A 26,043-nucleotide genomic window follows, 5' to 3' on the forward strand; every position below is an offset into this window, starting at 1 on the left:
AACAGTTAAAGTCCATTTTTCGGCCCACCCGTTACAAATCGAGACATCCAAATTCCACTGAGAAGATAATCTCGATGTGTAACAGTAACTCGGCAAAATCGACCCTAGATGTTACAGATCGAGACAAACGACCGATATCGACCTAAATAATCTTAATCTGTAACATCTAGCCCGTTTTTGGCCTTACAACTGTTACAGATCAAAGCAAACCAACGAAACAAGCCGTCGCAAGGAGAACTATTGTGGTGGTTTGGGGCCGTGCTACTCACCGAGCATCTCTTGGAGCTTGGCCGCCACGGCGTGACCCAGGCTCTCATGGCTTTCGGGCATCATATGCAGATAGTCGATATCGCCCGGCTCGGCAAACTCCGCTGCATTCAAAAAGTCGCAGCCAAACTGCTCGGCTACGTGCGCGTAGTATTCAGCAAAATGCTCCGAGGCCTCGACGGAACGCTCGTCAAAATCGGTCATATATACATCGGCGATCTGCGGCTTGATCTTGATAGGAGCCATCAGCAGAATGCGCGGACAAGGCGCAGCGTCGGTCCACGGAAACGCGCGGACGGCGCGAATCAGCGCCATGGCGCCACGGGCGATATCGGCAGCCGTCACGTTAAAGACCGTCTTGCAGTCGTTGGTGCCCAGCATGATCACAATGGCGTCCAGTGGCTTATGGGCCTCGAGCAGCATCGGCAGCGCGCGGATGCCGTTAAGATTGGTGTCCAGATGGCACATGTCGTCGCGTACCGTCGTGCGGCCGTTGAGGCCTTCTTCAATTACATGCCAGCCCTCGCCTAAGTCACGTTGGGCCACGCCGCACCAGCGCACATCCCGCGCATAGCGCACCGCGGTGCCGTCGCGCATGCCCGCCGGATCGTAACCATAGGTGTTGCTGTCGCCAAAGCATAGAACGTTTTTCATCGTAAGCCCCTCGCTCAGTAAAAAGCCGACGGGAGCAGCCCTCCCGCCGGCTCGACCCATCTGTCAGCACGTACCGATTACAGGTACTTGCGCCAATCGTCCTCGTTCTCATCATCCTCGGTAGCAGCCTGGGCCTGCTCGGCGGCGCGAGCTGCCGCAGCGCGAGCGGCAACCTGGGCATAGGACTCCTCGTTGCGCTCGGGGAAGTTTGCCAGCACGTGCTCGAACTTGGCAAAATCCTCATCCCAGCGCGTAGAAGGCACGGCAAAGAAGACTTGCTTGACCTTAAAGTCGCCCGACGCGAGCTCCTTGCGGAAGAGCTCGGCCACGGCCTCGGCGTCAAAGCCGTTGTTGTCGCAGCCCCAAGCGCCCAGTACGAGCTTCTCGCGACCCAGCTCGTCGCAGATGGCAAGCACAAAGCGAATGCGGTCGCGCAGGGCATCCAGCAGAGCATCGTCGCTCACGCGATACTCCTGGCGGGCGCGCTTAACGTTGGGCGCGGCGGCCACGATCACGTCGGCGTATGCATGCACGTGGTTGCGATCGAAGCGCACCGCAGGCACCACCAGCGCACGGTTTCGGTAAAGCTCGCAGTTGATGTTGCGGCGACGGTTCTCGCCGTACCATTTGCGCTGCTTATCGAGAACGTTGTACAGATACGAATCGGCGCACAGCGTGGCCTCCTGGCCCAGATAACCCTGAATATAGCCACCGCCCGGATTGGTGAACGAGGCAAAGGCGAGCACGGCCATGTCGCAGAACTGCGCATAGCCACGACCGTTGTCCAAGATGGCCTGCGTGGCGGAGGCATCGAGCACGGTGACCTCAGGCAGGGACGCAGCAGGCTCCTCAGCAGGCGCGGACTCAGCTTCGGCGATTTCCTCGGCAGGCTCCTCGACGGGCTCAGGAGCTGCCTCGGTCTCGGGCGCTGCCTCGCTCTCGGGTGCCGCCTCGGTCTCGGCAGCCTCCGCGCCCTCGACGTCCTCGGCAACCTGTTCTTCAGCGGCCACAGCAGTCTGAACCTTGGCCTTCATCGCCGCGACAAAGCCGGCAGGCATACCGTCAAACTCGCGAACACCGGCAAGCGAACGCTCGATATCCTTGGCGCACGCTTCGGACACAGTTGACACGTGACGCTCGGCGGCCTTGGCACGGGCCTCGCGCTTGGGATTGGGCTGACCCGCTCGGTTGGACCTGCGGTTACGGTTCCTGTTGTCGACGTCTGCCATACGTGGCCACCTTTCCTGTCGCTGCCGCTATCGGCTTTTCCCATCCATGATACCCCGCCGCGTACAAAAAAGACGGCCCCGAAGGACCGCCTTTCGCATCGATTTGCCCGCACGGCAAGCACCGCCGCAATTCGCCACTAGTCGCGACGGCCAAGGATGTTCAGGATGCGCAGGAACACGTTGATAATGTCAACGAACAGATTGGACGCCATGAGCACGGCGTTGGGCAGCGTAGGCGGCACCGTCGTGGCAACATAGGTGTCGTAGCCAATAAAGCCGGCGAACACCACGATCACGATCAGGTCGGTGATGGACTGCGAGACGCCCATGAACATCAGCACGATCTCAACCAGAACAGTGGCGAGCAGAATGCCAAAACCGATGCCATATACGCGCTGGAAAAACTTGGGGAAGGTCACGCCCAGCGCGCCAAAGACAAAGGTGATGGCGGCCGTGGCGATAAAAGCGGTGTTGATGGTGGGCAGGTCGTAGTTGGCAAGGCCAAACGACGCGGTCAGGCCAAAGGTACTCGCAAAGATTACGTAGCCCACAAGGGACAGGCCCACGGACTGCTTGCTGGCGGCGGCCGACATCATGACCATGCCGACGATGGTCAAAATAAACGAGCCAAAGACCAGCGGCAAGGCTGCGCCGCTCATCATCATGCGCGCAAACGACATGGTGCTCGTAAAGTAGGCGCCGGCGCCCATGGCGCAAAAGCCCAAGAAAATCAGGGCAGACATGACAAGGTTGTACGCGCGCGGCGACATCTCCTTGGCACGGCTTGCACCGGTCTCGATGGGGCCGTTCTGATAGCCCTGGATATCGTTCATACTTCGTCCTTTCACAAAGCGCCGTGAAAGACGGCGCAGCAGATGACAAGATTCCTGCCATTGTACCCGAACGCCGTGCGTCCTTACCTACGGCGCTCGCCCTCAAGCGTACGATCAAACGCCCAGACCCACCAACGCATCACGTGGGCCTGCGAGCCGTCCGGCCGTCCGCACGCCTGGTCCTCCAGATACAACTCGGTCGCGTGCCCGCCAAAACGCACCTTATAGGTTGCCGTACGAACGCCGTGGACCGTCAGGCCAAAACCAGTGGACGAGACGATCTCGTCAATCGTAAAGCAGCGACCGTCGACCCAGCAGACGGTAACCGGCACGACTTGTCCGCCCGCGAGGATGCGGGCCACGACGTCCACATACTGCTTGTGCACGCGCCGAGTTTTGCCGTCTGTCTGTCGATATTCCATGCCTCCTATTATCGAACGCATGTTTGCATGTTGTAAAGCGAACAGACTGTGGTTTTGGAGTGTCGTAGTAATCGCACGTGTCCGTATGGCGTGTTAGCAAAAAGAACACCCGCGGCCAACAGGGCTAATATTCAATTTTAGTGCCAAAAAGTTCACTTCTCCCATCAGAACTCGGTAAAGAGACCCGCAGGAGGTGATACGATTTATCATGTTTTTGTAACGTGTCTGCAAACTTCGAGAAAGCCCATATATGGACGTAACGTTCTCAACCTTCCTCGGCCAAATTGTGTCGAACCCAGTCCTTGCCGTCACCGTGATCCTCGCGTTGGGCGCCATCTTCGTCAATGGATGGACCGACGCGCCCAACGCCATCGCGACCTGCGTCACTACGCGTTGCATGCCCGCCCGCGCCGCCATTCTCATGAGCGCCGCATTCAACTTCCTCGGCGTGCTCATCATGACGCACTTTAACGCGAGCGTCGCCAACACCATCTCACATATCGTCGACTTTGGCGGAAACAGCACCATGGCGCTCGCCTGCCTATGCGCGGCGCTGTTCTCCATCGTCGTCTACGGCGCCACAGCGTCGCGTTTTGGCATCCCCACCTCGCAAAGCCACAGCCTTATCGCCGGCCTGACCGGTGCCGCCATCGCCCTCGGCGGTGCGAGCAGCGTCAACGTCCACGAGTGGATGAAGGTCATCTACGGTCTGGCGCTCTCCATCGGCCTGGGCTTTGTCATGGGCTGGGTCCTGTGCAAGCTCGTCTCGATTCTTTTCGCCGCCGCCAACAGGCGACGTGCCAATGTCTTCTTTAAATACGCTCAGATCGCGAGCGCTGCGGCCATGAGCTTTATGCACGGCGCGCAGGATGGACAGAAGTTCATCGGCGTGCTCTTTTTAGGCGTGGCCTTTGCCAGCGGCCAGACGAGCGTCGGCGATGCAGGCATCCCCATCTGGATTATGCTGCTGTGCTCGGCCACTATGGGTATCGGCACCAGCGTGGGCGGCGAGCGCATCATCAAGTCCGTCGGCCAGAGCATGGTCAAGCTCGAAAAGTATCAGGGCTTCTCCGCCGACCTGGCGGGCGCCGCAAACCTGCTGCTTGCCACCCTTACCGGCATCCCCGTGTCCTCCACACACATCAAGACCTGCGCCATCATGGGCGTCGGTGCCGTCAAGCGCCTCTCAGCCATCAACTTCGGCGTCGTCAAAGACATGATGTTCACCTGGTTCTTCACCTTCCCCGCCTGCGGACTCATCAGCTTTGTCATGGCCAAGCTGTTCATGATGTTCCTCTAGTCAAACCGAACGTCCATCCGGACTGCATTACCTCGCCCACCCGTCTTCGCCTCGAAAGGACCCACCCATGGCAAAGAAACCCGATTCGTTCTACTTCGACAACTACGTCGCCTGCGCCGACCTTGCCGTCCAGGCCGCCGAGCTGCTCACCAAGATTTTCGAGAACTTCGATCCCGCAAAGATTCACGATATGCTCAACAAGATGCACGCGATCGAGCATGCGGCCGACAAGAAGCACCATGAGCTTGAGGACGCCTTGCTCACCGCCTTTATCACCCCGCTCGAGCGCGAGGATCTGGATCTGATGAGCTGCTCACTCGACACCGTGCTCGACCGCATCGAGGGCGTCGTGCAGCGCGTCTACTTCACCAACATCCAGAGCATCCATCCCGACGCCATCGTCATCGCCCACAAGGTGACTGACGCCTGCCGCGCCATGAAAGACCTGATGGTCGAGCTGCCCAACTACCGCAAGTCCAAGACCCTGCGCGAACTCGTCATCCAGATCAACACCATCGAGTCCGAAGCCGACGAGCTCTATATCAACGCCATGCGCAACCTGCACGTTAACGGCAAGGACCCGCTCGAGGTCATCGCCTGGCGTGACGTGTACGCCTTCCTGGAGTACTGCGCTGACTGCTGTGAGAATGTGGCCGATGTTGTGGATTCGATTGTCATGAAGAACAGTTAATTGGGGGTACGTGTCCCGGCGGCGAAGGGCCGGCACCTGTTTGCTTTCTCACTCCGGCTGCATGGCAGAGTCGTTCGAAAGTAAACAGGTGCCGGCCCTTCGCCTTACGTACCACCATTGGGAACTTTGGCTGATACTTTGAAAGCGATGGGGCTTTTGTTGGCGGGGCCTTTGGACCCGATTGGGAACTTTGGGACCGCCTTAAACGTTTGGGTGGATGGGGCTTTGGGTACCCTTTGTTTTACTTTGGATTGATTCGTTGAATTTGGAGGGCTTGGTTGTGAGTTATTTGGATCTGGCTCGGTCTCGGTATTCTTGTCGCGAGTTTGAGAATCGTTCTGTTGAGCAGGCTGTGGTGGATGCCATTGTTGAGGCTGGGCGGATTGCTCCTTCTGCTTGTAATAATCATCCAACCCGTGTGATGGTGTTGGATACGCCTGAGCTTCTGGAGAAGGCTGCTGCTTGTCAGCCTCGGTTTGCTCGTGATGGGTCTATCTTTGGCGCTCCGCTTATCTTCCTTATTTGCAGCGTTACCGATGATGCTTGGGTGCGCCCGTATGATCAGATGAATTCCAGCGAAATCGATACATCCATCGTTTGCGATCAGATGATGATGGAGGCCACCGAGCAGGGCCTGGGAACGTGCTGGGTATGCCATTTTAAGCCAGAGGTGGCACAGGAGCAGTTCAATCTGCCCAAGGGCGTTTATCCCTATCACATGCTTGTCTGTGGCTATCCTGCCGACCACATCGCCGACCCCGAGCATCGCGAGGCCCGTACCATTCCCCTCCCCAACTTCCTCCTCAAGTAGTTTTTTGGCACATGCCCTAAAACCTACCTTTTACCGCTCACCCATTCGCCGAGTTCTGCGCCACAATGTGCAGGGCTCGGTTTTTTATGTTGCGCGCCCCTGCACAGTCATAAAAAAGGACCCGCAAGCTGCGGGTCCTTTCTAGGCACTAAATTGTAGGCCGAATGTTAGTCCAGGTCGTCGGCAGCAAAGTTGTCGATCGGGGCGAAGGGATCGGCCACGGGGACAACCGGGTCAGCGACGGGCAGCGGCTCGGCGGGAACAGTCACTGCAGGAGAAGCGGCAGAACCGACCGGCGTGGAGGCCATCAGATCGGCCGGGAAGGAATTCTGGGCATCGTCCATGAAGTGCTGGATGAGCTTGAGATACTCTGCCTTGAACTCCTCACGGGAAGCCTTGAGACGATCGATCTCCTCGAGCTCGGCCTGCTTCTCGGTCAGAGCCTGGCGGATAACCTCGCGGGCCTTGGCGTCAGCCTCGTTGCGGATACGCTCAGCGTTCTCGTTGGCATCGTTGACGATGGTCTCAGCGGTCTGCTGGGCAGCGATCAGGGCAGCGGAAATCTGGCGCTCCTGAGCGGAGAAGTCAGGGGCGGGAGCAGCCACGGGGGCGGCAGGAACGGCCTGGGCGGTGGCATCCTGAGCTTGGGCAAGCTGAGCCTGCGCATCGGCAAGCTGCTGCTCGGTAGCAGTCAGACGACCCTTAAGGTCGACGATCTTAGCGAGCATAGCGTCAACCTCGGAAGACAGCGTCTCCAAGAAGACGTCGACCTCAGCAGGATCGTAGCCACGCTTGGCCTCAGAGAAAGTCTGAGCCTGGATGTCTGCAGGGGTAATAGCCATAACAAGTCTCCTTTTTCATCGCCTCGGCGCTACACGCCCGACGTAAGTTACTAAGTCAGTTCTACACGAGTATACCTATAAGAAGCTGCAGAACCAGCCTCTGCACCAACTGCAACGCAATAATCGCAACGACCGGCGAAAAATCGATACCGCCCATCGGCGGGATGAAACGACGGAACAGGTTGAGCCACGGACCGCACACGCTATCAAGCACCGCGGCAATATCCTGAAGCAAACCACCCTGCTTCATGGGAATCCACGTCATAAAGCAGTAGACGACAATGAGCGTGGAATAGAAGTTGAACAGCGTGTTGACCAGCTGGACGATAGTGTAGATGTTGATGGGAATCTCCTCGTCTTGTCTTTACTTAAGGTAGCCGTCGGCACGAAGCTTCTTGAGATCGGAATCTTTGACCTCGCAACCGGCGGGCAGCACCATGAACACGCGGTCGCCCACCTCCTTGACCGTGGCACCCAGACCGCAGGCAAAGCCGTAAGAGAAGTCCAAGACGCGCTTGGCAACTTCGGTGCGTACGCCCACAAAAATCAGTGCGACAGGCTGCTTGGTGCGAACGCGGCGCACCACGGTCTCCACGTCGTCATAGCTCTCGGGGCGCAGGACATAGGCCGGCAGCTGCGGCGTGGCGTTGATGATATTGCTCGCATAGGCCGAGGCATCGCTCGGTGCAGGCGCGGGTGCAGCGGCGGCACGGGCGCGGGTATTCTCGGCGTAGCTCGACGGCGTGTCATAGGCACCAGGACGATAACCGCTCGCAACACTGTCCTGCGAGCGCGAAGGCGGGTTATACGTCGTGGCATGGCGGGAGTCATCGCCGACCAGCTGACCGGAGCGCGTATACACGGCAACCGACTCAGCTTCACCGCGGCGCGTCTGGCCAAGCAGGCCGTTGCTCGGCTCGTCTTGGGTGTAGAAGCCCTCGCCCGAAGCACCACTGTAGCCGTTGTTCTGATAGCCATCGTCGTAGCCGTCATCGTAGCCGTAGTCGTCGTCCTGGCCATAACCCTGGTCGTAACCCTGCTGGCCGCCCAGGTGCATCTTATTTTTAATCTCGTCAAGGAAGCCCATGGTTGTGTCCTCTCGCGGTTTAGTGCAGGCGCCCCGATAATCAGTGCGCACTTCAGAGCCTTATTTTACTGCAAACTCCGGGCTAAATACTACCCTGCCCAGGCGAACGAGTGTAGAGCCCTCCTCAAGGGCAGGCTCAAAGTCCTCGCTCATGCCGCAGGAAAGCTCAGGTAGGTTCAAATCGGGATGCGCCGCCTCCAGCTCATCCCTCAGCTCACGAAGCCCCGCAAAGGTGCGGCGTGCCACATCCTTATTCCCCCGGGGCGCCATAGTCATAAGCCCCTGCACGCAAATTCCCTCAAGCTCCGCAAGCTCACCCGCGGCGGCGCGAATCTCATCGGGCGAAAAGCCTCCCTTCGACTCTTCACCACTCACATTGACCTCAATGAGCACACGCTGAGGGCCGGCAAGCTCGCCTGCCCCAATCTTGCGGACAGCACGGCTCGAGATCGCCTGCGCCAGATGCAGCGAACCCACCGAGTGAATCAGCTCGGCTGAGCCCAGCACCGCATTTATCTTATTGGTCTGCAGGTTGCCGATCATATCGAAGCGCACCTCGGGCAGCTCCGGATGCTCCGCCAGACCCGCGAGCTTGCGAACCAGCTCCTGCGGGCGGTTCTCGGCAAAATGGCGATACCCCGCCTGGATGGCGGCAACGGTCTCATCGACACCAACGGTCTTGGACACGGCAATGAGGCGCGCGGCGTCGTGGGGGCGGCCCGCGCGATCGAGCGCCGCATAAAAACGTTCCAGAATCCGCTCGCGGCGAGCGCGCATCAAGTCCAAATAGTTATCCATTGCTAATCGCCTCCGCTGACAGCCAAACAAGTAGTCCCATGCTAACGCAAGAGCGCGGCCCCGCATGTGCAAGGCCGCGCTCACTTAGGTATTTACAATCTTTCGATGAACGGGGTTACTTACTCCTCGTCGTCCTCGCCATCGTCCTCGTCCTCAAGATGATCGAGCAGGTAGCGAAGACCCTCGCTGACCTCGTTAACGGGCACCTTGGCAACGTAGCGTGCATCGACGGCGGGCCTCATGATAACACCCTCGCCCGAAGGCACGCGCATGCTCTCGAGCTCATCCTCATCAGTGCAGGCGATATCACCGGCAGTCATACGCTGTCCGGTCAACAGGAAGGTCAGACGGCAGGCGGCATCGATGGAAATCGAGGCGATGCGATCGAGATAGCGCGATACCATGATGGCGCGGCGCAGGTCGTCATAGTTGCTGTCGTCGTCCATAAAATCGCCCGTGTCCATGCGGTTAAAGGTGCGGAAGAACTTCTCGTAGGCGGCGTGCACTGGCTCGTCCTCGACGGCCAAGTTGCAGATGATGGACATGTCGTTGGTGACGAGCGCAGAAAGCGAAGAGCCCAGTACCTGGTAGACGGCCTCAGCCTCGGCCTCGACCGTGCCGACAAGCTCCTTGGGCAGCGAGATGTCGGCCTTGATCATATGACGCGTGGCGCGGCAAATCTGGCGAACCTTATCGGTCATGCGCTGCAGGTTAAAGTCGACGTAGATGATCGTCTGCAGCAAGCGAAAGTCGGAGGCGACCGGTGACTGCGTGGCAATCAGGTTGTAGCAGACGGCCTCCAGGTTGGCGCAGCGTGCGTCAATCGAAAGCGTGCGCTTCTTGGTCTTGGTGGCGAGCTTGCGGTCGTCGGTCACATAGGCCTTCACGGCATCGTGGAGGGCCAGATCGACGGCCTCGTAGATGCTCAGCATCTCGTGACGGGCCTCGATGAGCTGACGGGAAAACAGTTTGCGCATGGTTCACTCCAATCAGTTGGGTGCGGTCATGCCGCCCGCACAGTGAATACGCACCGGACCAGATCCGATCGGCTTGGGACTAGTCGCACCGATCAGCCAAAGCGGCCGGTGATATAGTCTTCCGTCCGCGAGTCCACCGGGCTGGTGAAGATCGCGTCGGTTTGACCATACTCGATGAGCGTAGCGGGCTCGCCGGCAACTTCCTGCAAGAAGAATGCGGTGTAGTCGCTAATGCGAGCTGCCTGCTGCATTGAATGCGTGACGATGATGATCGTCATCTCGGGCGCCAGCTCGGCCATCAGATCCTCGACCTTAGAGACGGACGTGGGGTCGATGGCGGAGCAGGGCTCGTCCATCAGAAGAACATCGGGTTGCACCGCAAGCACGCGCGCGATGCACAGACGCTGCTGCTGACCGCCCGAGAGCGCCAAACCATCCTTGTTGAGCTGATTGGATACCTCTTTCCAGAGGTTGGCGCGCTTGAGCGATTCTTCCACGATGTCATCGAGGTCACTTTTGCTAGTCACGCCCTGCAGACGAGGGCCAAAGGCGACATTCTCGTAGATGGATTTAGGAAACGGGTTGGGCTGCTGAAAGATCATGCCCACGCGACGACGGAGATCGACCGGGTCGACACCCTCGACATAGATATCGTTGCCGTCGAGCGTCATGGTGCCCTCGACGCGCGTGCCCTCGATCAGGTCATTCATGCGGTTGATGCAGCGCAAAAACGTCGACTTGCCGCAGCCCGAAGGGCCAATGAAGGAGGTGATGGCGTTTTTGGCGATGTTGAGGTCAAGCCCCGTCAGCGCATGAAAGTCACCGTACCAAAAGTTGAAATCCTTGGCCGTAATGGCCGCTTGCTCCAACGTGGGAGCGGACTGATAAACGGACATGGGACTCCTTAACTAGCGACGCTTGCGCGACAGGAAGCGCGCAAACAGGTTGAAGGCCAGAATGATCACCATCAGCAAGAGCGCGGTGCCGTAGGCTGCGTTCATGTTGATGCCGTCGTTGGCAAGCAGATACAGGTGAACCGTCATGGGGCGGCCGGAATCGAGCGGCGAAATAGGTAGATTGATGGCCTGCCCCATGGTATAGAGCACCACCGCGGTCTCGCCAATGGCACGGCCGATGGCGAGAACGATGCCCGTGGCAATACGGCCAAAGGCAGAGGGAAGCACGATCTTGGAGACAACCTGCCACTTGGTGGCGCCCAGGCCATATGCGCCCCAGCGGATATAGCGCGGAACGGCGCGAATGGCCTCTTCGGTGGTACGCATGACGATGGGAAGCATCAAGAGCGCGAGTGCCAGGGCGGCCGAGACCATCGAAAGGCCCAGGCCCATGGCCTCGACAAACAAGGCGTAGCCAAACAGGCCCATAACGATGGAGGGCACCGAGGCCAAAGCGTCAGCAGCGTAGCGAATGAGCTCGACGACCTTGCCCTGCTTGGCGTACTCGGCCAGATAGACGGCTGCCAGCACAGCGATCGGCGTGCAGATAAGCATGGCGAGCGCCGTCACGTAGACGGTCGAGACGATCGTGGGCCAAATTCCGCCCTCGGCGTTGACGCCCTGGGGCCAACCGAAGATAAAGTCGAGCGAGATGTGTGGCAGGCCGTTGATGACCACGTAGGCGATGATAGCGACCAGCACCAGCGTGGTGATGTAGGCAGCGGCACGAAACACGCCAAGCATGATCTTGTTGGACAGGTCCTTGTTGATGCGGCCCTTCTTGCCGTGGGAAAGGGCACGCTTGATGCGCTCGCGCGACGAGGTCGTATCGACCGTCGTGTCAACGGAATCGGACATAGCCTACCCCCTCTTCTTCTTGGAAATCAGACGGACGATGCCCACCAGCGTGGCGGAGATGATAAACAGGACCACGCCCATGCCGAACAGCGCCGAGCGATGCAGACCCGAGGAATAGCTCATGTCGAGCGCGATCTGGCTCGTGAGCGTCGAGATAGGGCTCGCAATGCTGTCGGGAATAACCGGGGCGTTACCCACGACCATGAGCACGGCCATGGTCTCTCCGATGGCACGGCCCATACCCAGCACGATGGCATCCACGATACCCAGCTTAGCGGCAGGTAGCACGACCTTATAGATGGTCTGCCACTTAGTAGCACCCATGGCATACGATGCCTCGCGAATGCCCATGGGAATGGAATTGAGGGCATCGATGGTGAGCGTGGTGATGGTAGGGACGATCATGATGGCGAGCACAAACCACGCCGTCAGCGCACCAAAACCAAGGCCGCCGGTCAGTTGTGCGATAAACGGGCGGATGATGATCATGCCAAAGAAGCCGTAGATGATGGAGGGTATGCCCGCCAGCAGGTCAACGGCGGGGCTGATGAGCTTGCGCACGCGCTTGCTGGCAATCTCGACCAGGTAAACGGCCGTACCCACGCCCAGCGGCACGCCCATGGCGAGCGCACCGACGGTCACCAGACCTGAGCCGGCAAGCAGCGACATGATGCCGTAGTGGCCCTCAGAGGGCGCCCACGTAAAGCTAAAGAAGTCCGCCAGACCGATGTCGGTAAAGACGGGCAGCGCCGAGTACGTGGTAAAGACAAAAATCAGGATGACGGTAACGACCGCCAAAAACGCGCAGGCAAAGAAGATCCACTGCAGCGCCTTCTCCTTGATATAGGTACTGCGCGATACGAGCGCCAGCTCGCGCTTCTTGGGTGCCTGAGCATTCTGCTCAGTCTGGGAGTTTTCCTGTGCTTCCATGCTACTCACTCCCCTTCTCGTCGTTGGTGACGGGAATAAAGCCCGCCTCGCGAATCTGCTTGTCCATCTTTTCGGACGTCACGTAGTCGATGTAATCCTGCGCCTGCTGCGAAGGCGCACCCTTCACAAAGAAGTAAAGGTCGCGCGAGATGGGATAGCCGCCACTCGCGACCGTCTTCTCGGACGCCTCAACATGATTGACCGAGACAGCCTTGACCGAGGTCTTGGCGTTGAGGCTATCGACGAAGCCCAGCGAAATGTAGCCGATGGCCCCACGCGAACGAGATACCACGTCGCGCACCTGGCCCGTACCCGAAAGAACAGCCGAGCGGCGATCGAACGGCGTGCCATCCATCACGATGGTACGGAAGGCCTCGCGCGTACCGGACGCCTCGTCTCGGTTGATGACCTGAATCCTCAGGTCCTCGCCACCGACCTCTTTCCAATTGGTAATCTTGCCGGCGTAGATATCGCGGAGCTGCTCGGTCGAGAGGTTATCGACGGGGTTGTCGTCGTTCACGATGACCGCAATACCGTCGTGGGCAATGACGATGGGAGTCAGGCCCAGATCCTGTTCGTCGGCATTGAGTCCACGGGAGGAGCTGGCGATATCGGCCGTGCCGGCGCTGACGGCCTCGATCCCAGCGGAAGAACCCAAACCGGAAACGAGCACGTCGATGCCGGTCTCCTCCTTAAAGCCCTCGGCCGCAATCTCGGCGATAGGAAGGCAGGTCGTGGAGCCGGCCACGGTAATGGAAGAGGTAGAAGATCCCGAAGAACAGGCGCACAGCGTAAGCGTAAGCACAGCGGCGCTCAGGACCGATACGATCTTTCTCATAGCATCACGCCGATCGCAGCATGGCGCCCACAGGTGCCGTCCTCGTTACGGTAGGAATAAAAGCGGTCGTTCTGACGCACGGTCGAAAGCTGGGTATCCACGATATCATCCGCGTCGACACCGACATCTACCAGCGCCTCGCGAATGGCAGCGGAAAGATCAAGCATGCGAGAGGTATTCGCATCGATGCAAGAGAACTCGGCGGCAAAGCGATCCATGAGTTCCTGGGATACCTCATATTCGTCACCCAAGATATGGGGGCCGATATAGGCGGAAACGTCGCTCGCATCGCAACCGGCAGCATCGCAAAGCGCCTGGCACGCCTTGGCGGAAATACGTGCAATCGTGCCCTTCCAACCGGAGTGCACCACGGCAAATCCGCCGGGGGCCACCAGCACCACGGGAACGCAGTCGGCAAAGCAGAGCAGCACGGGCACGTTATGCGCCGTGCAGACGATGGCATCACAGCCCTCGGCAATCTGCTCGCGAACGTCCTCAAGGTCATCGGCGCCGTTCGAGGTCACCGCAACGATATGATCACCATGGACCTGATTGGGAACGAGCAGGTTGTGCTCGCACTCGGCGGCACCCATAGCCTCGAGCGCACGACAACGATTTTCTTGAACAGCAAAGGGGTCATCGCCAACATGCGAGCCCAAGTTGAGTGAGGAGTACGCATCTTCGGAAACGCCACCGGCGCGCTCGGTGAAGGCAAAGCGAACATCGGATGTCGCGCCCTCCACCAACGTAACTCCATCATGGTCGACACGCGAAACTTTGTCCGCACGTGCTGCCATACTAAAGCCTCCTAATAACACAAGTACCGCGGCATCGCCGCTACAGCCCGCGTTTATACGGCTGTCATACTTCTCTAAAAGGATACCTGCTGCGCTGGAGGCAATCGTAAAGGGAACGTAAAGAGATTGGAGGTTCTAGTTTACAAAGTCGAAATAAAAAGGGCGCGTCCATACGGACACGCCCCTGTGCACAACAATGCAAAGAACGACTTAGAAGCTGCCGCGCTTCAGGAAGTCGGGAAGCTCGAACTGATCGTTGCCGAAGTTAGGAAGCTCGGTGCCACCGACGTTGCGGGTCGGAGCGGCCTGAGCCGGGCTCGTGGCAGGAGCGGTGCGCTGCGGCTCAGCGGAGGCAGCGGCCTTGCTCTGAGACTGCTGAGCAGCAAAGAGCTCGTCCTGACGGTTGACGTTGGAGTCGGAGAAGCCCGTAGCGATGACGGTGATACGCACCTGATCGCCCAGGGACTCGTCGACAACGGTACCGAAGATGATGTTGGCCTCGGGGTCGACGGCGTTGGCGACAACGTCGGCGGCGTCGCTGATCTCCTGGATGCCCAGGTCCTTGGAACCGGCGATGGAGAGCAGCACGCGCGTGGCACCATCGATGGAGCTCTCGAGCAGCGGGCTGGAGATGGCCTGCTGGGCAGCGTCGACGGCACGGGTGTCCCCAGAAGAGGTACCGATACCCATCATGGCGGTACCGGCCTGCTTCATGATGGTCTTAACATCGGCGAAGTCCAGGTTGATGATACCGGGGACGGTGATGAGGTCGGTGATGCCCTGGGTGCCCTGGGAAAGGACGCCATCGGCAATCGCGAAGGCCTCGAGCATGGTGGTCTTCTTCTCGGCGATGTCGAGCAGCTTATCGTTAGGGATGACGATCATGGTGTCGACGCAATCGGAGAGGGTCTTAATGCCCTCCTCGGCGCTCTTCTTGCGCTTGCGGCCCTCGAAGGTGAAGGGCTTGGTCACGACGGCGACGGTCAGCGCACCGACCTCGTTCATCGCGATATCGGCAACGATGGGAGCAGCGCCGGTACCGGTGCCACCGCCCTCGCCGCAGGTGATGAACACCATGTCGGCGCCAGCGAGCGCCTCGGCAATGTCGTCGCGGGACTCATCGGCAGCCTTGCGGCCAACCTCGGGGTTGGCGCCGGCGCCCAGGCCGCGGGTAAGGTCGGTGCCGATGTGCACCTTGATATCGGCATCAGAGATCGCGAGTGCCTGAGCATCGGTGTTGATGGCAACAAACTCGACGCCGCGGATGCCCTCTTCGATCATTCGATTGACCGCGTTGGTACCGCCGCCGCCGACGCCGACCACCTTAATGACGGCAAGGTAGTTGTTGATCTCTGTCTCGTGCATGTCGGTCCTCCGAACAAAGGTTATAGCCATAGCATGGGTCGACCCCTGCGCACATTAACCTTCAGGTTGAAAGTAAATGCAAAGGTAAACCGTATTATGTTTGCACATTATGAACGTATCAGTCAAATAATTGACCGTGAAAACCAAACAAACCAGATAAACGGCGTGGTATGGCCCCTCAACAAAGCATCAACCAGCGCTACGAGGTCGGAGCGTTCCTAAATGTATAGTTACCCGGAGAGCGCACATTGATATACGTTACGCCCTCTACCTGCGAAAGCAGCTTGGTGACTACGCGCTCCTTCTTGACGATATCGTTCGAATCGCCCAGCGACACCTCAATGCCGTTATTGAGGTTTGCCGAGATGGCTTCGACCGAAGGCGTGGAAATATCCTTGACTTGTCCCAAGAACTCGCTCGAAAAACCACGCACATAATCCAAGCCAGCCTTAACGGCCTTGGAGCTCACCGCCTGGCCGGAAACCGGAGCGACATCCGCCGAGACATCAGTCAACAACACCGCGCCATAGTGCTTAGCGAGCGCCAGCGCGGCATCGATTCCGGTCAAGGTATTTGAGCCCTGCCCTGTCGTGATGACGTTGCCTTGGTCGTCCACTTCGACCGACGTCGACAGTGGGGCGATCCAGGTGTCATCATCCCCGATGGCCCAGGCAAGGTCATCGGAACTGATATAGGCAATTGCGATGACCTTGCGCTCCATCGGCGTAATGATGAGCGTATGCGGGAACTGACGCTGGACATCCACGCCCGAGACCCACGGATTCTGCTTGAGGTCCTCGGTAATCTGGTCGGGATCGACGTTAAAAAGCGACGTTCCCTCGGGCAAATCGATCAGCTGGATAGCATCGTGCTTCGTCACATGCTCGCTGCCTTGAATCTGAATATCAGTGGCGGTAAACAATCCAGAGTTGATCACCACGATGGCAACGACGACGAGCACGGCCAAGGCGGCCAGAACGCCGCCCACGATTTTGCCTTTGCCTGCAACGACAGAAGCGGCGTCTGATGTTTTATTTACCATCGCCCCAAGTGAAGATAACGGGTTGACGCTTTTTTTACCCGAAGGCTTCTTGGCGGTAGCCGGCACCGATGTCAGCGAGCGCGGTTTCGATGCGCCCAGCGTGCGACCTGGACGCGGCGCTTTAGTTCCCGTCGAGGGCTTAGGAGTTGCCATGGGACGGGCGGGTTTGGCGCCCATAACAGGCTTTGACGTCACCGAGGGACGCGAGGACTTTTTTGCGGCCGGACGATTACCGAGCTGCGAGCCGACAACCGGACGACTGGTCTGTCGAGCATGCCCGACAGACTTAGAGTGCGCGACGGTATTGCGTTGAGGTTTGGCAGGCGCGCCGGAACGCCCTCCGGCGCGGCGGAAGGTGGGTTTCGATGCTCTAGAAGCCGAGGAATTTAACTTCCGGTCTGAGCTCGATGCCATACGCCTCCCTCACCTTTCCGTGCACATGTCTGATAACCGCGGCAACGTCATCGGCCGAGGCAGTTCCGTTATTAACGATAAAATTAGCGTGAACGGGCGAAACTTCCGCGCCGCCAATCGAAAAACCCTTTAATCCACAATCCTCGATAAGCTTGCCCACACTCGCATCGGGCGGGTTGCGAAAGACCGACCCGCAGGATGCGCGACCCATGGGCTGCGTACGCTTGCGCCTCGTCAGGTACCGCTCCATGCGCTCGCGAATGTCGGCCTTGGGCGCCGGTTTAAGCTTGAGCACGCACTCGAGGATAATCTCATTGCGGGGAAGGCTACATTCGCGGTAGCCCCAAGTGATCTCGGACCCCGCATAATGCTTGATACCGGATGCCGGGTCAAACGTTACGACATCCTCAACCAGCGAGCCAATCCACTCGGTCCGTGTGCCGGCATTCATAGATATCGCACCGCCAACCGAGCCAGGGATGCCAACGGCAAACTCAAGGCCCGAGAGGCTACGCGACAGGGCATCGTTGACCAGGCGCGCAAACATCACGCCCGCACCGACCGTCAGCGTACAACCGTCATCGGCAACAACCGTGCGCTGAAACTCACGTCCGAGCGAAATGACGGCGCCGCGATAACCGCCATCGGCAACCAGCAGATTGGAGCCCTTGCCGATGATGACCCACGGCACCTGCTCGCGATCGAGCACCGCCACGGCGCGGCGGAGGGCATGATAGCTATGGCACGTCACAAAGAGGTCGGCCTTGCCGCCGATACGATAGCTCGTATGACGCGCAAGGCGCTCGTCCTCGATCACATCCGTGTCGATCATGCCCGAGAGCGCCATGACGGCATTAAACAGATCCATTAGACTTAAGCGTCTTTCTTGGCAGTCAGATACTCAATGAACTCGGGACCGACGGTCGTAACGTCACCGGCACCCATAGTGAGCAGCAGATCGCCCTCGCCCACCATCTGCTCGAGCTCCTGATTGAGCTCAAGACGGCTGGAGCAGTACACGACCTCCTTGCCAGGATGCTTGGCGCGCACGGTATCGGCGAGCATCTTAGAGGTAACACCCGGAATGGGCATCTCGCCAGCCGAGAACACATCAATCAGCAGCAGTTTATCGGCATTGGCAAATGCATCGGCAAAGTCGTCGCACAGGGCCTGCAGGCGCGAATAACGGTGCGGCTGGAACACGACGTCGACATGCTTGTAGCCCAGCGACGAAGCGGCAGCAAGCGTCGCCTTGATCTCGGTGGGGTGATGGCCGTAATCATCGACCACGGTGATGCCATCGATATCGCCCACGTGGGTAAAGCGACGGCGGACGCCCTCAAAGCTCGAGAGCGCCTTGGCGGCGGCGTCGATGTCAAGGCCCAGGACATGGGCGACGGTGAGCACCGCCGTGGCGTTGAGCATGTTGTGGCGACCGGGATTGCTCTTGATCTCCACGGCATGCTCAGTGCCGTCCTCAAAGCGAACGATAAAGTCACTCTGGATGCCTTTGACATCCGGGTGCATGCAGACGATGTCGTTGCTCTCGGCAAAGCCGTAGGAAAGCACGTGACGGCCCGTCGACTTGGCGAGCTCGACCAGATGCGGGTCCTCACCGCAGACGATGACGGTGCCGTCCTCGCCCACCAGGCTCATGAATTTGGCGAAAGTCGCTTCGATCTCCTCGATACCCGAGTAGTGATCGAGGTGGTCGGCCTCGACGTTGGTCACAATGACCACGTTGGGGTTCAGGAACAGGAAGGAGCTGTCGGACTCGTCGGCCTCGGCGACAAAGTAGTCGCCCGAGCCGTTCTTGCCGTTCGTGTCATAGCCCTCGACGATGCCACCGATCAGGAAGCTCGGATCCAGACCCATGCGGTCGAGCATGGTGGCGCACATCGAAGACGTGGTGGTCTTGCCGTGCGTGCCGGCAACAGCGACGGTAGTGTAGCCGTGGCCCAAGGCAGAGAGCATCTTGGCACGGGGCCACACGGGAATACCAAGCTCGCGAGCGCGCACGAGTTCAGGGTTGGACTCCGGAATAGCGGTGGAGACAACAACCACGTCGGGCTTGACCTCGTCGATCGTGGCGGCCTCATGGCCCACATGTACCTTCACACCAGCGCGGGTAAGCTGGCGGATATAACGTGACGTCTTAAGGTCGGAGCCGGTAACGGCATAACCGCGCTCGTGCAGAACGAGGGCGATGCCGCTCATGCCGGCGCCGCCGATACCGATAAAGTGGGCGCTCTTAAACTCGGGCGCGGAGGTTGCAGTCTGGGAATCAGCCATGTGCTCGTGTACTCCTTGCGTAAACACTGCCTGTAACCCGTTAACTGTACCGCACCTACCGCATCAGCGCGAGGGCGACCGACGATATCCCGTCTAACTAACGCAAACCCTCTACCGCATCCGCCAGAAGAGCGGCGGCCCTATCCTGAGCCAGACCACGCGCCGCCTGACGCATGGCGTCGCGCGCCGCCGCGTCATCGACCAGGTGCAGCAGTTCATCGGCAAAGGCAGAACCGTCGATATCGGCATCGGCGCAGAGCACGCCGGCCCCGGCGTCGACCAGATACCGGGCATTGGTGGTTTGGTGGTCGGCCGTCGCATGCGGATACGGCACGAGCACCGAGGGCACGGCGAGCGCAGCGATCTCGGCCACGCTCGATGCGCCCGAACGCGAGAGCACCAAATCGGCAGCAGCCAACATATCGCCCATGTTGTCGATGTAAGGCTGGACGCGGTAACGCTTCGCCTCCTCGGGCGTCAGCGCCAAAGCGCGCTCGGTCTCCTCAAAGCCGTCGGCACCCGTCGAATGCAACACATAGAGGTTCTTGCGCGAAAGCAGCTCGTTTTTGAGCGAAACCACGCGCTCGTTGAGGTGCTGGGCGCCAAGTGAACCGCCAAAGACGAGCAGCAGCGTAGCGTCCTCGGGAACGCCAAGTGCCTTGCGGCCGCGAGCGCGATCGCCTTCGATTACCGAGCGACGTACGGGGTTGCCGGTCATGAGCACGTGGTCAGGGTCACCTTCGCGCTCAAAGACCGAACGCGCTGCCGGCACCGAGATGCACACGCGGGCGGCGTGGGAGTTCATCATCTTGTTGGCCAGGCCCGGAACAGAGTTCTGCTCATGCAGCAGATACGGAACGCCTGCGCCCTTGCACCACCCCAGCAGCGGAACCTCGACATAGGCACCAAAACCGACGGCAGCATCGGGCTTGCCGACCTTTGAGAAATGACTGGCGAGCGCACGTTTGGCCTTGTTGACACGCCACAGCGAGGTCAGCGCCGTCCAAGGACGGGAGCGGTCGAAGCCCGTGACCGTAATGGGCACAAAATCAAACCCAGCCTCGGGGACCAGACGACCCTCGAGCTTGCGCGACTGGCCCACGAACACAACGTGGTGGCCACGGTCACGCAGTTCTTCGGCCAAGGCGAGCGCGGGGTTGATGTGTCCTGCCGTGCCGCCGGCTGCAATAGCAACGGTCATTTTATCGGTCATGGTAGTCCCTTCGTACACGCGGTCCCTGGTCGTCGGTACGCAGACGCGCCGACGGGTCCGAGTTCAAATCGATTCGATTATATCCGCCGCCCGCGTTGCGAGGGCTGGGGCGCTGCGGACGACCTTGCGGAGCCATTCGCGGGCGTGGACGAGCTGCCGGCTCGGATGCAGAACCATCCAGAACGGTAAAGCCGCTACGCGAAGGTCGTTCACCGCGCACATGGGCTACGCCGGCGGTGCTCTCGTCCATAACGGCAAAGCTCTCACGGCGGCGGTCATACTCATCGCGGCGGGCGCTCTCGTACGAAACGCGCAGGATCAACCCGGCAAGCATAAGCGACACAATAATCGACGAACCGCCGTAGCTAATAAACGGCAACGGTTTGCCCGTCATGGGAAACACGTTGAGGATGCCCAGCGCGTTAATCAAAAACTGCACTGCGAGAATGACCGCGGAGCCAGACGCCATGAGCGCGCCCCGACGATCGGTCGCCTGCTCGGCAATGCGAAACGCCGAGTAGATCAGCATCGCAAACACCAAGAAGAACAGCACGGTTCCGACAAAGCCGACTTCCTCGCCAATGATAGCCAGAATGTAGTCATTGTGCGCCTCGGGCAGATACGAGTACTTCATGGTTGAGTTGCCGATGCCACGGCCGAACAGACCGCCCGAGGCAAAGGCCATGATGGCAAGCGTGGCCTGATAGCCGTCACCATACTCGTCGGCCCAAGGGTTCAAGGCAACCTGAATACGCACCATACGGTACGGCTCTGCGACAAGCGCAATCGCGATCACGAGAATGCCGAAGATTAGCACGCCGATGATAAATCTGGGGTCGAGACCCGCAAACAACGCCATGCACATGAGGGTCAACAGGATGATCAGGACAGTACCGAAATCGGGCTGGATAAAGATCAGAAAGAGCGAAATGCCCAGGTAGATGCCCATCTTGCGAAGGAATTCGTTGATGTTGCCACCGGGCGAAAAGAAGCGATCGAGCATGATGGCCGAATACGCAATGGCAAATGGCTTTAAAAACTCGGAAGGCTGGAACTGAATGCCGGCGATGTTGAGCCAGCGCGTGGCGCCACGGCTGCCGCTGCCCACCAAGAACACCAGAAACAGTAGCCCTATCATGCCTATGAGGAAGATCCTGAGCACGTCTTCCCCAAACCAACTGTCCGGCAAGATGCGCACGATGGCAACCATAGCCAGCACGCCAACTCCGGCAAACGCGGCTTGTCGAAACAGAAAAAACGTCGCCGAGCCATTCTCGTGCAGCGCCTCGACCGAAGACGCCGAGTACACCATCAGCAGGCCAAAGCACACCAAGGTAAACAGGCAGGCCATGAATATCAAACGGGGGCGCATGATACGGGCGGGAACGCCGGCAATATAGCGTTCGCTAAACGTCTGCCCGCCGCGACCGGAACGCGGTGTGCTGCGCCGCGAGGAAGCACGGTCCGAGTCGGGCCTCCTCATACCTTGTCGGGGGCTCTCCTCTCTCACCGGCAACCCCTATTCCATTTGCGATTTCGCCGCAGCGGCAAGCTGGGCCACATAGTCCTTAAACACGCGGCCGCGCTCCTCATAGCCCGAGAACTCATCGAACGAAGAGCAGGCAGGAGAAAGTAAGATCACGTCGCCACGGCTCGACAGCGAACGGGCGACGTCCACGGCATCGCGCAGGTCATCCGCCTGGGCGATATCCACGTCACCATCGACATCGGCCTCGTCCATAGCGGCGGTAAAGCGCTCGCGCGCATCGCCAAAGCAAACGACCGAGCGCACGTTGTCCATAACGACGCGGGCAAAGTCCGCAAGCGGCGTACCCTTATCGTGGCCGCCGAGCAGCAAAATCACATCGTCGTCGGGAAACGCCGTCAGGGCCTTTTCGACTGCATCGGTGTTCGTTGCCTTGGAATCGTTGACGTAGCGCACGCCATCGATCTCGCCACAGGGCTCAACGCGGTGCTCCAGCGGCTGGAACGATGCCAAACCACGGCAAATGCCCTCGGGATCGGCACCGACGGCCAAAGCAGCCGTGGCAGCACATAGGGCATTGATGACATTGTGATGGCCCGAGATCTTGAGCTCGGATGTAGCGATGAGCGGGGTCTCGACACCCTTCAGACGCACGATCATCTTGCCGTCGCGCACAAAGGCGGCGTCTGCACCCTCGGGCTCGTCAAAAGCGACCTTGCAGATGCGGCGGCCCGGCATGTAGATGTACTCATCGAACTCATGGATGCCGGCATCCTCAACGTCGATAACCACGAGGTCGTCGTCGACCATATTCTCGAACAACTTGATCTTGGCAAGCGCATAGTTCTTGTGGCTCTTGTGCCAGCCCAGGTGGTCGGGCGTGATGTTGAGCAGCACCGCCACGCGAGGATGAAGCTCGGCGGTCGTAGCAATCTGATAACTCGACAGCTCGGCCACAAACCACTCATTATGTGCGCGGCCGTCGATCTCGTTCACCGGCGGCTCACCGATATTGCCGACGGCCACGCTGGCTTCACCGGCGGCCTTGAGCAGATAATCAGTCAGCGACGTGGTAGTTGTCTTGCCGTTGGTGCCCGTGATGGCAATCCAATTTTGGGGAGACAAGCGATAGGCAAACTCGGGCTCGCCCATAATCTGAGCGGCATGCTCACGCCCCGCCTTAAAGAAGGACGAGAACTCCGAAATACCCGGGCATGTCACGCACACGTCATAGGCGCCCTCGACCTGTTCGGCCCCATAGACAAACGACGCACCAGCAGCCTCGAGCGCACGCGTGGCGTCATTGGGCTCAGAGGTGCCGCCGCCATACACGGTAACGGCGCTTACGCGCTCGGGATGTGCCAGCGCCCAGCGGGCGACATCGAGACCGGATTTGCCCTGACCCAAAACGAGCAGGCTAAAGACATCAGCAAGAGGCATGAAAGACCACTATCCCAACTGGAAGAACAAAGCAAGGCCAACGGCACCAAAGGCCGCAGCGATAATCCAAAAACGGATGACGACCTTGGTCTCGGCCCAGCCCTTCTTTTCGAAATGATGATGGATGGGCGCCATAAGGAAGACGCGCTTGTGCGTAAAGTGGAAGTAGACAACCTGAATCATGACCGACAGGGTCTCAACGATAAACAGGCCGCCGATGATGAGGGAGACGACCTCGGTGTTGGTCATGATGGACGTGCAGGCAAACGCGGCGCCCAGGGCAAGCGAGCCGGTATCGCCCATAAAGATGCTCGCCGGATAGCAGTTGAACCACAGAAAGCCCAAGCAGGCACCGGCACACGCGGTGCAGAAGATGGACAGGTTCACGTCTCCGTGCAAAAACGCCATGGCAGCCATGGCGAGCATGGCAATCATGGAGGTGCCGCCGGCAAGACCGTCAAGGCCATCGGTCAGGTTCACGGCATTAGAAAGACCGGCGATCATCAGCCAGCAAAAGACAATGTAGAGCCACGGGAACGAAAGGCCGCAGATGGTGGTCGAAAGCACGCCAAGGTCAATCGTCAGGCCGCCGGGAAAACGAATCTCGGGGGCGACGCCGCACCAGTTGACGGCAAGTACCGTAAAGGTGACACAGATAATGGTTAGGCCGATCATCTTGGCATGAGGCGTCAGACCGAGCGAGCGCCCATGCGTAACGGAGGTCAGGTCGTCGATCAGGCCCAGCACGCCGGTCGCCAGCGTGGCGAGCAGCACGAGCACGAGCTCGGTGGTGAGCTTGCCCATCAGCAGGCAGGTCAGCGAAATCGCAACAAGGATGATGACGCCGCCCATGGTCGGCGTACCCTGTTTAATCAAATGACGCTTGGGGCCGTCGGCTCGGACCTGTTGGCCGATACCCTCGACCTTCAGCAGCTTGATCCACCACGGCATGAGCAGCAGCGCAATGGCAGCGGCGATGCCAAGCCCCAAAAAAGCCTGATACGTTGGATACGAGGGATTGCCGAACATGGGCTAGCACACACCTTCCACAAAGCGGTCGAGCTCAACAAAGCGGGAACCCTTGACCAGTACAACATCATGTTTTTCAAGCGCGCCGCCCATGCGGTCGAGCACCTGCTGATAATCGGAGAACACCTGGATGCGGTCCTCGTCCATGCCCATCATGCGCGCGGCATCGGCCATAAGCTGGGCCAGCTCACCACCCACGCACGCCAGCATGTCGAGCTTCTTGGCGGCCGCATAGGCGCCCACGAGCTCATGCATGCGAGGAGCCTCATCGCCCATCTCGCCCATCTCGCCCAGGATCGCCATGCGAGACCCCGTGCACGAAAGCGAGCACAGTAGATCGAGGCCAGCAGCCATGGATTCGGCACTGGCGTTATAGGAATCGTCGATGACGCGGGCACCGCTCTTGGCGCGCTTGATCTCCTGGCGGTGACCGGTGATCGTGAGGCCCCTAAAGGCAGCATCGATCTGCTCGGGCGTCACGCCCAGGCGATAGGAAACCGCGGCGGCCTTAACGGCATTAGGAACGGACTGCACGCCGGGGATGGCAAGCATGGTATCGATCGTCTCACCCTGGCCAAAATCGAGCGTAAAGACCGGACGTCCCTCGTCATCAACACGAATGTCGCGGGCACGGACCTCATCATCGTCCGAGACGCCGGCCAGCATCACATCGATACCAGCAGGCTGGGCGAACGTATCGCGAATGAACGGAGTAAAGTCGTCCTCGCCGCCCAAAACCAGCAGCGGCAAGAAGTCGCCGGCGGCGCACATACCCTGGACAATCTCGGCCTTAGCGCGGGCGATGTTCTCGCGGCTGCCCAAAATGCCGATGTGAGAGGTACCAATCTTGCTTACGATGGCAAGGTTGGGATTGGCGGACTGGGAAAGGCGCTCAATCTCGTGGAAATGGTTCATGCCCATCTCGAGCACCAGGACCTCGGTATCGGCCGGAGCGGAAAGCACCGTGAGCGGCATGCCGATCAGGTTATTGAAATTGCCCTTGGTGGCCCAGACACGATAGCGCTTGGCGAGCACGGCGGCGAGCACGTCCTTGGTCGTCGTCTTGCCGATGGAACCGGTAATGCCAACGACCAGGCAGCCAAGCTCCAGGCGATACGTGTGCGCCAAACGCAGCAGAAACTCCTCGGGATCATCGGTCAGCAGGATGGCGCACCCCTTGTCCTGCGCCAGCGAGACCAGCTCAGCCTCGGGCTCACGCGTCATCACGACGGCGCCGGCACCCGACTGGACGGCACGGGAAGCAAAATCATTGCCGTCGACGTTTTCACCGGGAAAGGCGACGAAAATCGTCCCTTCCTCGACCTGGCGCGAGTCGATAACGCACCCGCGGCATACCCGATCGGCTTCTCCCGTCACGGTTCGGGCCCCTGTTGCGGCCGCGAGGTTGTTGACGGCGATCTCTATCATTGCAGCTCCCCTGTAAACCTAATAATGCTATCGGCGTATTGTAT

26 protein-coding genes are annotated in these 26,043 nt (G+C 59.4%); 3 read left to right on the forward strand and 23 right to left on the reverse strand.

Annotation, left to right across the window (positions count from 1 at the left end):
• Positions 1–261: 261 nt before the first annotated feature.
• The 4 genes from DWY51_RS04320 to DWY51_RS04335 all read right to left on the reverse strand — a co-directional run bounded on the left by DWY51_RS04320 (position 262) and on the right by DWY51_RS04335 (position 3,405).
• The gene (locus DWY51_RS04320) at positions 262–921 is read right to left on the reverse strand and encodes an SGNH/GDSL hydrolase family protein (protein ID WP_158556905.1); all 660 of its coding nucleotides are present in this window, start codon (positions 919–921) and stop codon (positions 262–264) included.
• Between the two features lie 77 nt (positions 922–998).
• A complete protein-coding gene (locus tag DWY51_RS04325; RefSeq protein ID WP_117758722.1) occupies positions 999–2,150 on the reverse strand; it encodes a TIGR02452 family protein in 1,152 nt (383 codons plus the stop codon).
• Positions 2,151–2,287: 137 nt separating this feature from the next.
• On the reverse strand, positions 2,288–2,983 hold the full coding sequence (locus DWY51_RS04330) for a Bax inhibitor-1 family protein (protein WP_117758723.1): 696 nt from the start codon (positions 2,981–2,983) through the stop codon (positions 2,288–2,290).
• Positions 2,984–3,066: 83 nt separating this feature from the next.
• Positions 3,067–3,405 (reverse strand): hypothetical protein, encoded by a 339-nt coding sequence (locus DWY51_RS04335; protein WP_117758724.1) that lies wholly within the window; start codon positions 3,403–3,405, stop codon positions 3,067–3,069.
• A 250-nt stretch (positions 3,406–3,655) separates the two neighbouring features.
• Here DWY51_RS04335 and DWY51_RS04340 point away from each other — a divergent pair, with 250 nt between their 5' ends.
• From DWY51_RS04340 to DWY51_RS04350, 3 genes are all read left to right on the forward strand, one after another.
• Positions 3,656–4,705: an inorganic phosphate transporter gene (locus DWY51_RS04340; protein WP_006234237.1), complete on the forward strand. Its 1,050-nt coding sequence runs from the start codon at positions 3,656–3,658 to the stop codon at positions 4,703–4,705.
• Between the two features lie 67 nt (positions 4,706–4,772).
• Positions 4,773–5,396, forward strand: coding sequence for a DUF47 domain-containing protein (locus DWY51_RS04345; RefSeq protein ID WP_006234238.1), 624 nt, complete (start codon positions 4,773–4,775; stop codon positions 5,394–5,396).
• A 280-nt stretch (positions 5,397–5,676) separates the two neighbouring features.
• A complete protein-coding gene (locus DWY51_RS04350) occupies positions 5,677–6,207 on the forward strand; it encodes a nitroreductase family protein (RefSeq protein ID WP_117758725.1) in 531 nt (176 codons plus the stop codon).
• Positions 6,208–6,374: 167 nt separating this feature from the next.
• On the opposite strand, the gene DWY51_RS04355 is transcribed toward DWY51_RS04350, so the two are convergent.
• From DWY51_RS04355 to murF, 19 genes are all read right to left on the reverse strand, one after another.
• Entirely contained in the window at positions 6,375–7,049 is a 675-nt protein-coding gene (locus tag DWY51_RS04355; protein WP_006234242.1) for a DivIVA domain-containing protein, read from the reverse strand.
• A 61-nt stretch (positions 7,050–7,110) separates the two neighbouring features.
• Positions 7,111–7,398: a YggT family protein gene (locus DWY51_RS04360; protein ID WP_040358293.1), complete on the reverse strand. Its 288-nt coding sequence runs from the start codon at positions 7,396–7,398 to the stop codon at positions 7,111–7,113.
• Positions 7,399–7,413: 15 nt separating this feature from the next.
• A complete protein-coding gene (locus tag DWY51_RS04365) occupies positions 7,414–8,136 on the reverse strand; it encodes a cell division protein SepF (protein WP_006234245.1) in 723 nt (240 codons plus the stop codon).
• A gap of 60 nt (positions 8,137–8,196) precedes the next feature.
• On the reverse strand, positions 8,197–8,934 hold the full coding sequence (locus DWY51_RS04370) for a YggS family pyridoxal phosphate-dependent enzyme (RefSeq protein WP_117758726.1): 738 nt from the start codon (positions 8,932–8,934) through the stop codon (positions 8,197–8,199).
• A 119-nt stretch (positions 8,935–9,053) separates the two neighbouring features.
• Complete coding sequence (locus DWY51_RS04375) at positions 9,054–9,911, reverse strand: PhoU domain-containing protein (RefSeq protein ID WP_006234247.1); 858 nt, start codon at positions 9,909–9,911, stop codon at positions 9,054–9,056.
• 92 nt (positions 9,912–10,003) lie between these two features.
• Complete coding sequence (gene pstB, locus DWY51_RS04380) at positions 10,004–10,807, reverse strand: phosphate ABC transporter ATP-binding protein PstB (protein ID WP_117758727.1); 804 nt, start codon at positions 10,805–10,807, stop codon at positions 10,004–10,006.
• Positions 10,808–10,819: 12 nt separating this feature from the next.
• Positions 10,820–11,725 carry a phosphate ABC transporter permease PstA gene (gene pstA / locus DWY51_RS04385; protein ID WP_006234250.1) on the reverse strand — a complete coding sequence of 302 codons (906 nt, stop codon included), beginning with the start codon at positions 11,723–11,725 and terminating at the stop codon, positions 10,820–10,822.
• Between the two features lie 3 nt (positions 11,726–11,728).
• A complete protein-coding gene (gene pstC / locus DWY51_RS04390; protein WP_117769999.1) occupies positions 11,729–12,655 on the reverse strand; it encodes a phosphate ABC transporter permease subunit PstC in 927 nt (308 codons plus the stop codon).
• Position 12,656: 1 nt separating this feature from the next.
• Positions 12,657–13,493: a phosphate ABC transporter substrate-binding protein gene (locus tag DWY51_RS04395; protein ID WP_055251678.1), complete on the reverse strand. Its 837-nt coding sequence runs from the start codon at positions 13,491–13,493 to the stop codon at positions 12,657–12,659.
• Positions 13,490–14,290, reverse strand: a complete 801-nt coding sequence (locus DWY51_RS04400) for a polyphenol oxidase family protein (protein WP_117758729.1) — start codon at positions 14,288–14,290, stop codon at positions 13,490–13,492. Before DWY51_RS04400 ends, DWY51_RS04395 begins: the two co-directional genes overlap by 4 nt.
• A gap of 210 nt (positions 14,291–14,500) precedes the next feature.
• The gene (gene ftsZ, locus DWY51_RS04405; protein WP_022094491.1) at positions 14,501–15,655 is read right to left on the reverse strand and encodes a cell division protein FtsZ; all 1,155 of its coding nucleotides are present in this window, start codon (positions 15,653–15,655) and stop codon (positions 14,501–14,503) included.
• A 199-nt stretch (positions 15,656–15,854) separates the two neighbouring features.
• The gene (locus DWY51_RS04410; protein ID WP_227790121.1) at positions 15,855–16,643 is read right to left on the reverse strand and encodes a cell division protein FtsQ/DivIB; all 789 of its coding nucleotides are present in this window, start codon (positions 16,641–16,643) and stop codon (positions 15,855–15,857) included.
• Positions 16,644–17,067: 424 nt separating this feature from the next.
• Positions 17,068–17,979, reverse strand: coding sequence for a UDP-N-acetylmuramate dehydrogenase (gene murB / locus DWY51_RS04415; RefSeq protein ID WP_117770000.1), 912 nt, complete (start codon positions 17,977–17,979; stop codon positions 17,068–17,070).
• A gap of 5 nt (positions 17,980–17,984) precedes the next feature.
• Complete coding sequence (gene murC / locus DWY51_RS04420) at positions 17,985–19,403, reverse strand: UDP-N-acetylmuramate--L-alanine ligase (RefSeq protein WP_055286074.1); 1,419 nt, start codon at positions 19,401–19,403, stop codon at positions 17,985–17,987.
• A gap of 97 nt (positions 19,404–19,500) precedes the next feature.
• On the reverse strand, positions 19,501–20,616 hold the full coding sequence (gene murG, locus DWY51_RS04425; protein WP_117770001.1) for an undecaprenyldiphospho-muramoylpentapeptide beta-N-acetylglucosaminyltransferase: 1,116 nt from the start codon (positions 20,614–20,616) through the stop codon (positions 19,501–19,503).
• Positions 20,606–22,099 carry a putative lipid II flippase FtsW gene (gene ftsW / locus DWY51_RS04430; protein ID WP_117770002.1) on the reverse strand — a complete coding sequence of 498 codons (1,494 nt, stop codon included), beginning with the start codon at positions 22,097–22,099 and terminating at the stop codon, positions 20,606–20,608. Before ftsW ends, murG begins: the two co-directional genes overlap by 11 nt.
• A 36-nt stretch (positions 22,100–22,135) precedes the next feature.
• A complete protein-coding gene (gene murD / locus DWY51_RS04435) occupies positions 22,136–23,542 on the reverse strand; it encodes a UDP-N-acetylmuramoyl-L-alanine--D-glutamate ligase (protein ID WP_117770003.1) in 1,407 nt (468 codons plus the stop codon).
• 9 nt (positions 23,543–23,551) lie between these two features.
• Positions 23,552–24,571 (reverse strand): phospho-N-acetylmuramoyl-pentapeptide-transferase, encoded by a 1,020-nt coding sequence (mraY, locus tag DWY51_RS04440; RefSeq protein ID WP_117746963.1) that lies wholly within the window; start codon positions 24,569–24,571, stop codon positions 23,552–23,554.
• 3 nt (positions 24,572–24,574) lie between these two features.
• Positions 24,575–25,999 carry a UDP-N-acetylmuramoyl-tripeptide--D-alanyl-D-alanine ligase gene (gene murF, locus DWY51_RS04445; RefSeq protein ID WP_117770004.1) on the reverse strand — a complete coding sequence of 475 codons (1,425 nt, stop codon included), beginning with the start codon at positions 25,997–25,999 and terminating at the stop codon, positions 24,575–24,577.
• Between the last annotated feature and the right edge of the window lie 44 nt (positions 26,000–26,043).

The sequence above is a fragment of the Collinsella sp. AF25-2LB genome, from assembly GCF_003458415.1.
GTDB lineage: Bacteria > Actinomycetota > Coriobacteriia > Coriobacteriales > Coriobacteriaceae > Collinsella.

Bases quoted from the DNA above. Each gene is read 5' to 3' on its own strand.
- murC (WP_055286074.1), bottom strand. From the start codon at position 19,403: ATGGCTGATTCCCAGACTGCAACCTCCGCGCCCGAGTTTAAGAGCGCC.
- DWY51_RS04340 (WP_006234237.1), top strand. From the start codon at position 3,656: ATGGACGTAACGTTCTCAACCTTCCTCGGCCAAATTGTGTCGAACCCA.
- ftsZ (WP_022094491.1), bottom strand. From the start codon at position 15,655: ATGCACGAGACAGAGATCAACAACTACCTTGCCGTCATTAAGGTGGTC.
- DWY51_RS04375 (WP_006234247.1), bottom strand. From the start codon at position 9,911: ATGCGCAAACTGTTTTCCCGTCAGCTCATCGAGGCCCGTCACGAGATG.
- DWY51_RS04370 (WP_117758726.1), bottom strand. From the start codon at position 8,934: ATGGATAACTATTTGGACTTGATGCGCGCTCGCCGCGAGCGGATTCTG.
- DWY51_RS04395 (WP_055251678.1), bottom strand. From the start codon at position 13,493: ATGAGAAAGATCGTATCGGTCCTGAGCGCCGCTGTGCTTACGCTTACG.
- pstC (WP_117769999.1), bottom strand. From the start codon at position 12,655: ATGGAAGCACAGGAAAACTCCCAGACTGAGCAGAATGCTCAGGCACCC.
- DWY51_RS04335 (WP_117758724.1), bottom strand. From the start codon at position 3,405: ATGGAATATCGACAGACAGACGGCAAAACTCGGCGCGTGCACAAGCAG.
- murG (WP_117770001.1), bottom strand. From the start codon at position 20,616: ATGACCGATAAAATGACCGTTGCTATTGCAGCCGGCGGCACGGCAGGA.
- DWY51_RS04325 (WP_117758722.1), bottom strand. From the start codon at position 2,150: ATGGCAGACGTCGACAACAGGAACCGTAACCGCAGGTCCAACCGAGCG.
- murF (WP_117770004.1), bottom strand. From the start codon at position 25,999: ATGATAGAGATCGCCGTCAACAACCTCGCGGCCGCAACAGGGGCCCGA.
- pstA (WP_006234250.1), bottom strand. From the start codon at position 11,725: ATGTCCGATTCCGTTGACACGACGGTCGATACGACCTCGTCGCGCGAG.
- murD (WP_117770003.1), bottom strand. From the start codon at position 23,542: ATGCCTCTTGCTGATGTCTTTAGCCTGCTCGTTTTGGGTCAGGGCAAA.
- DWY51_RS04320 (WP_158556905.1), bottom strand. From the start codon at position 921: ATGAAAAACGTTCTATGCTTTGGCGACAGCAACACCTATGGTTACGAT.
- murB (WP_117770000.1), bottom strand. From the start codon at position 17,979: ATGGATCTGTTTAATGCCGTCATGGCGCTCTCGGGCATGATCGACACG.
- DWY51_RS04365 (WP_006234245.1), bottom strand. From the start codon at position 8,136: ATGGGCTTCCTTGACGAGATTAAAAATAAGATGCACCTGGGCGGCCAG.
- pstB (WP_117758727.1), bottom strand. From the start codon at position 10,807: ATGTCCGTTTATCAGTCCGCTCCCACGTTGGAGCAAGCGGCCATTACG.
- DWY51_RS04400 (WP_117758729.1), bottom strand. From the start codon at position 14,290: ATGGCAGCACGTGCGGACAAAGTTTCGCGTGTCGACCATGATGGAGTT.
- DWY51_RS04345 (WP_006234238.1), top strand. From the start codon at position 4,773: ATGGCAAAGAAACCCGATTCGTTCTACTTCGACAACTACGTCGCCTGC.
- DWY51_RS04330 (WP_117758723.1), bottom strand. From the start codon at position 2,983: ATGAACGATATCCAGGGCTATCAGAACGGCCCCATCGAGACCGGTGCA.
- mraY (WP_117746963.1), bottom strand. From the start codon at position 24,571: ATGTTCGGCAATCCCTCGTATCCAACGTATCAGGCTTTTTTGGGGCTT.
- ftsW (WP_117770002.1), bottom strand. From the start codon at position 22,099: ATGAGGAGGCCCGACTCGGACCGTGCTTCCTCGCGGCGCAGCACACCG.
- DWY51_RS04355 (WP_006234242.1), bottom strand. From the start codon at position 7,049: ATGGCTATTACCCCTGCAGACATCCAGGCTCAGACTTTCTCTGAGGCC.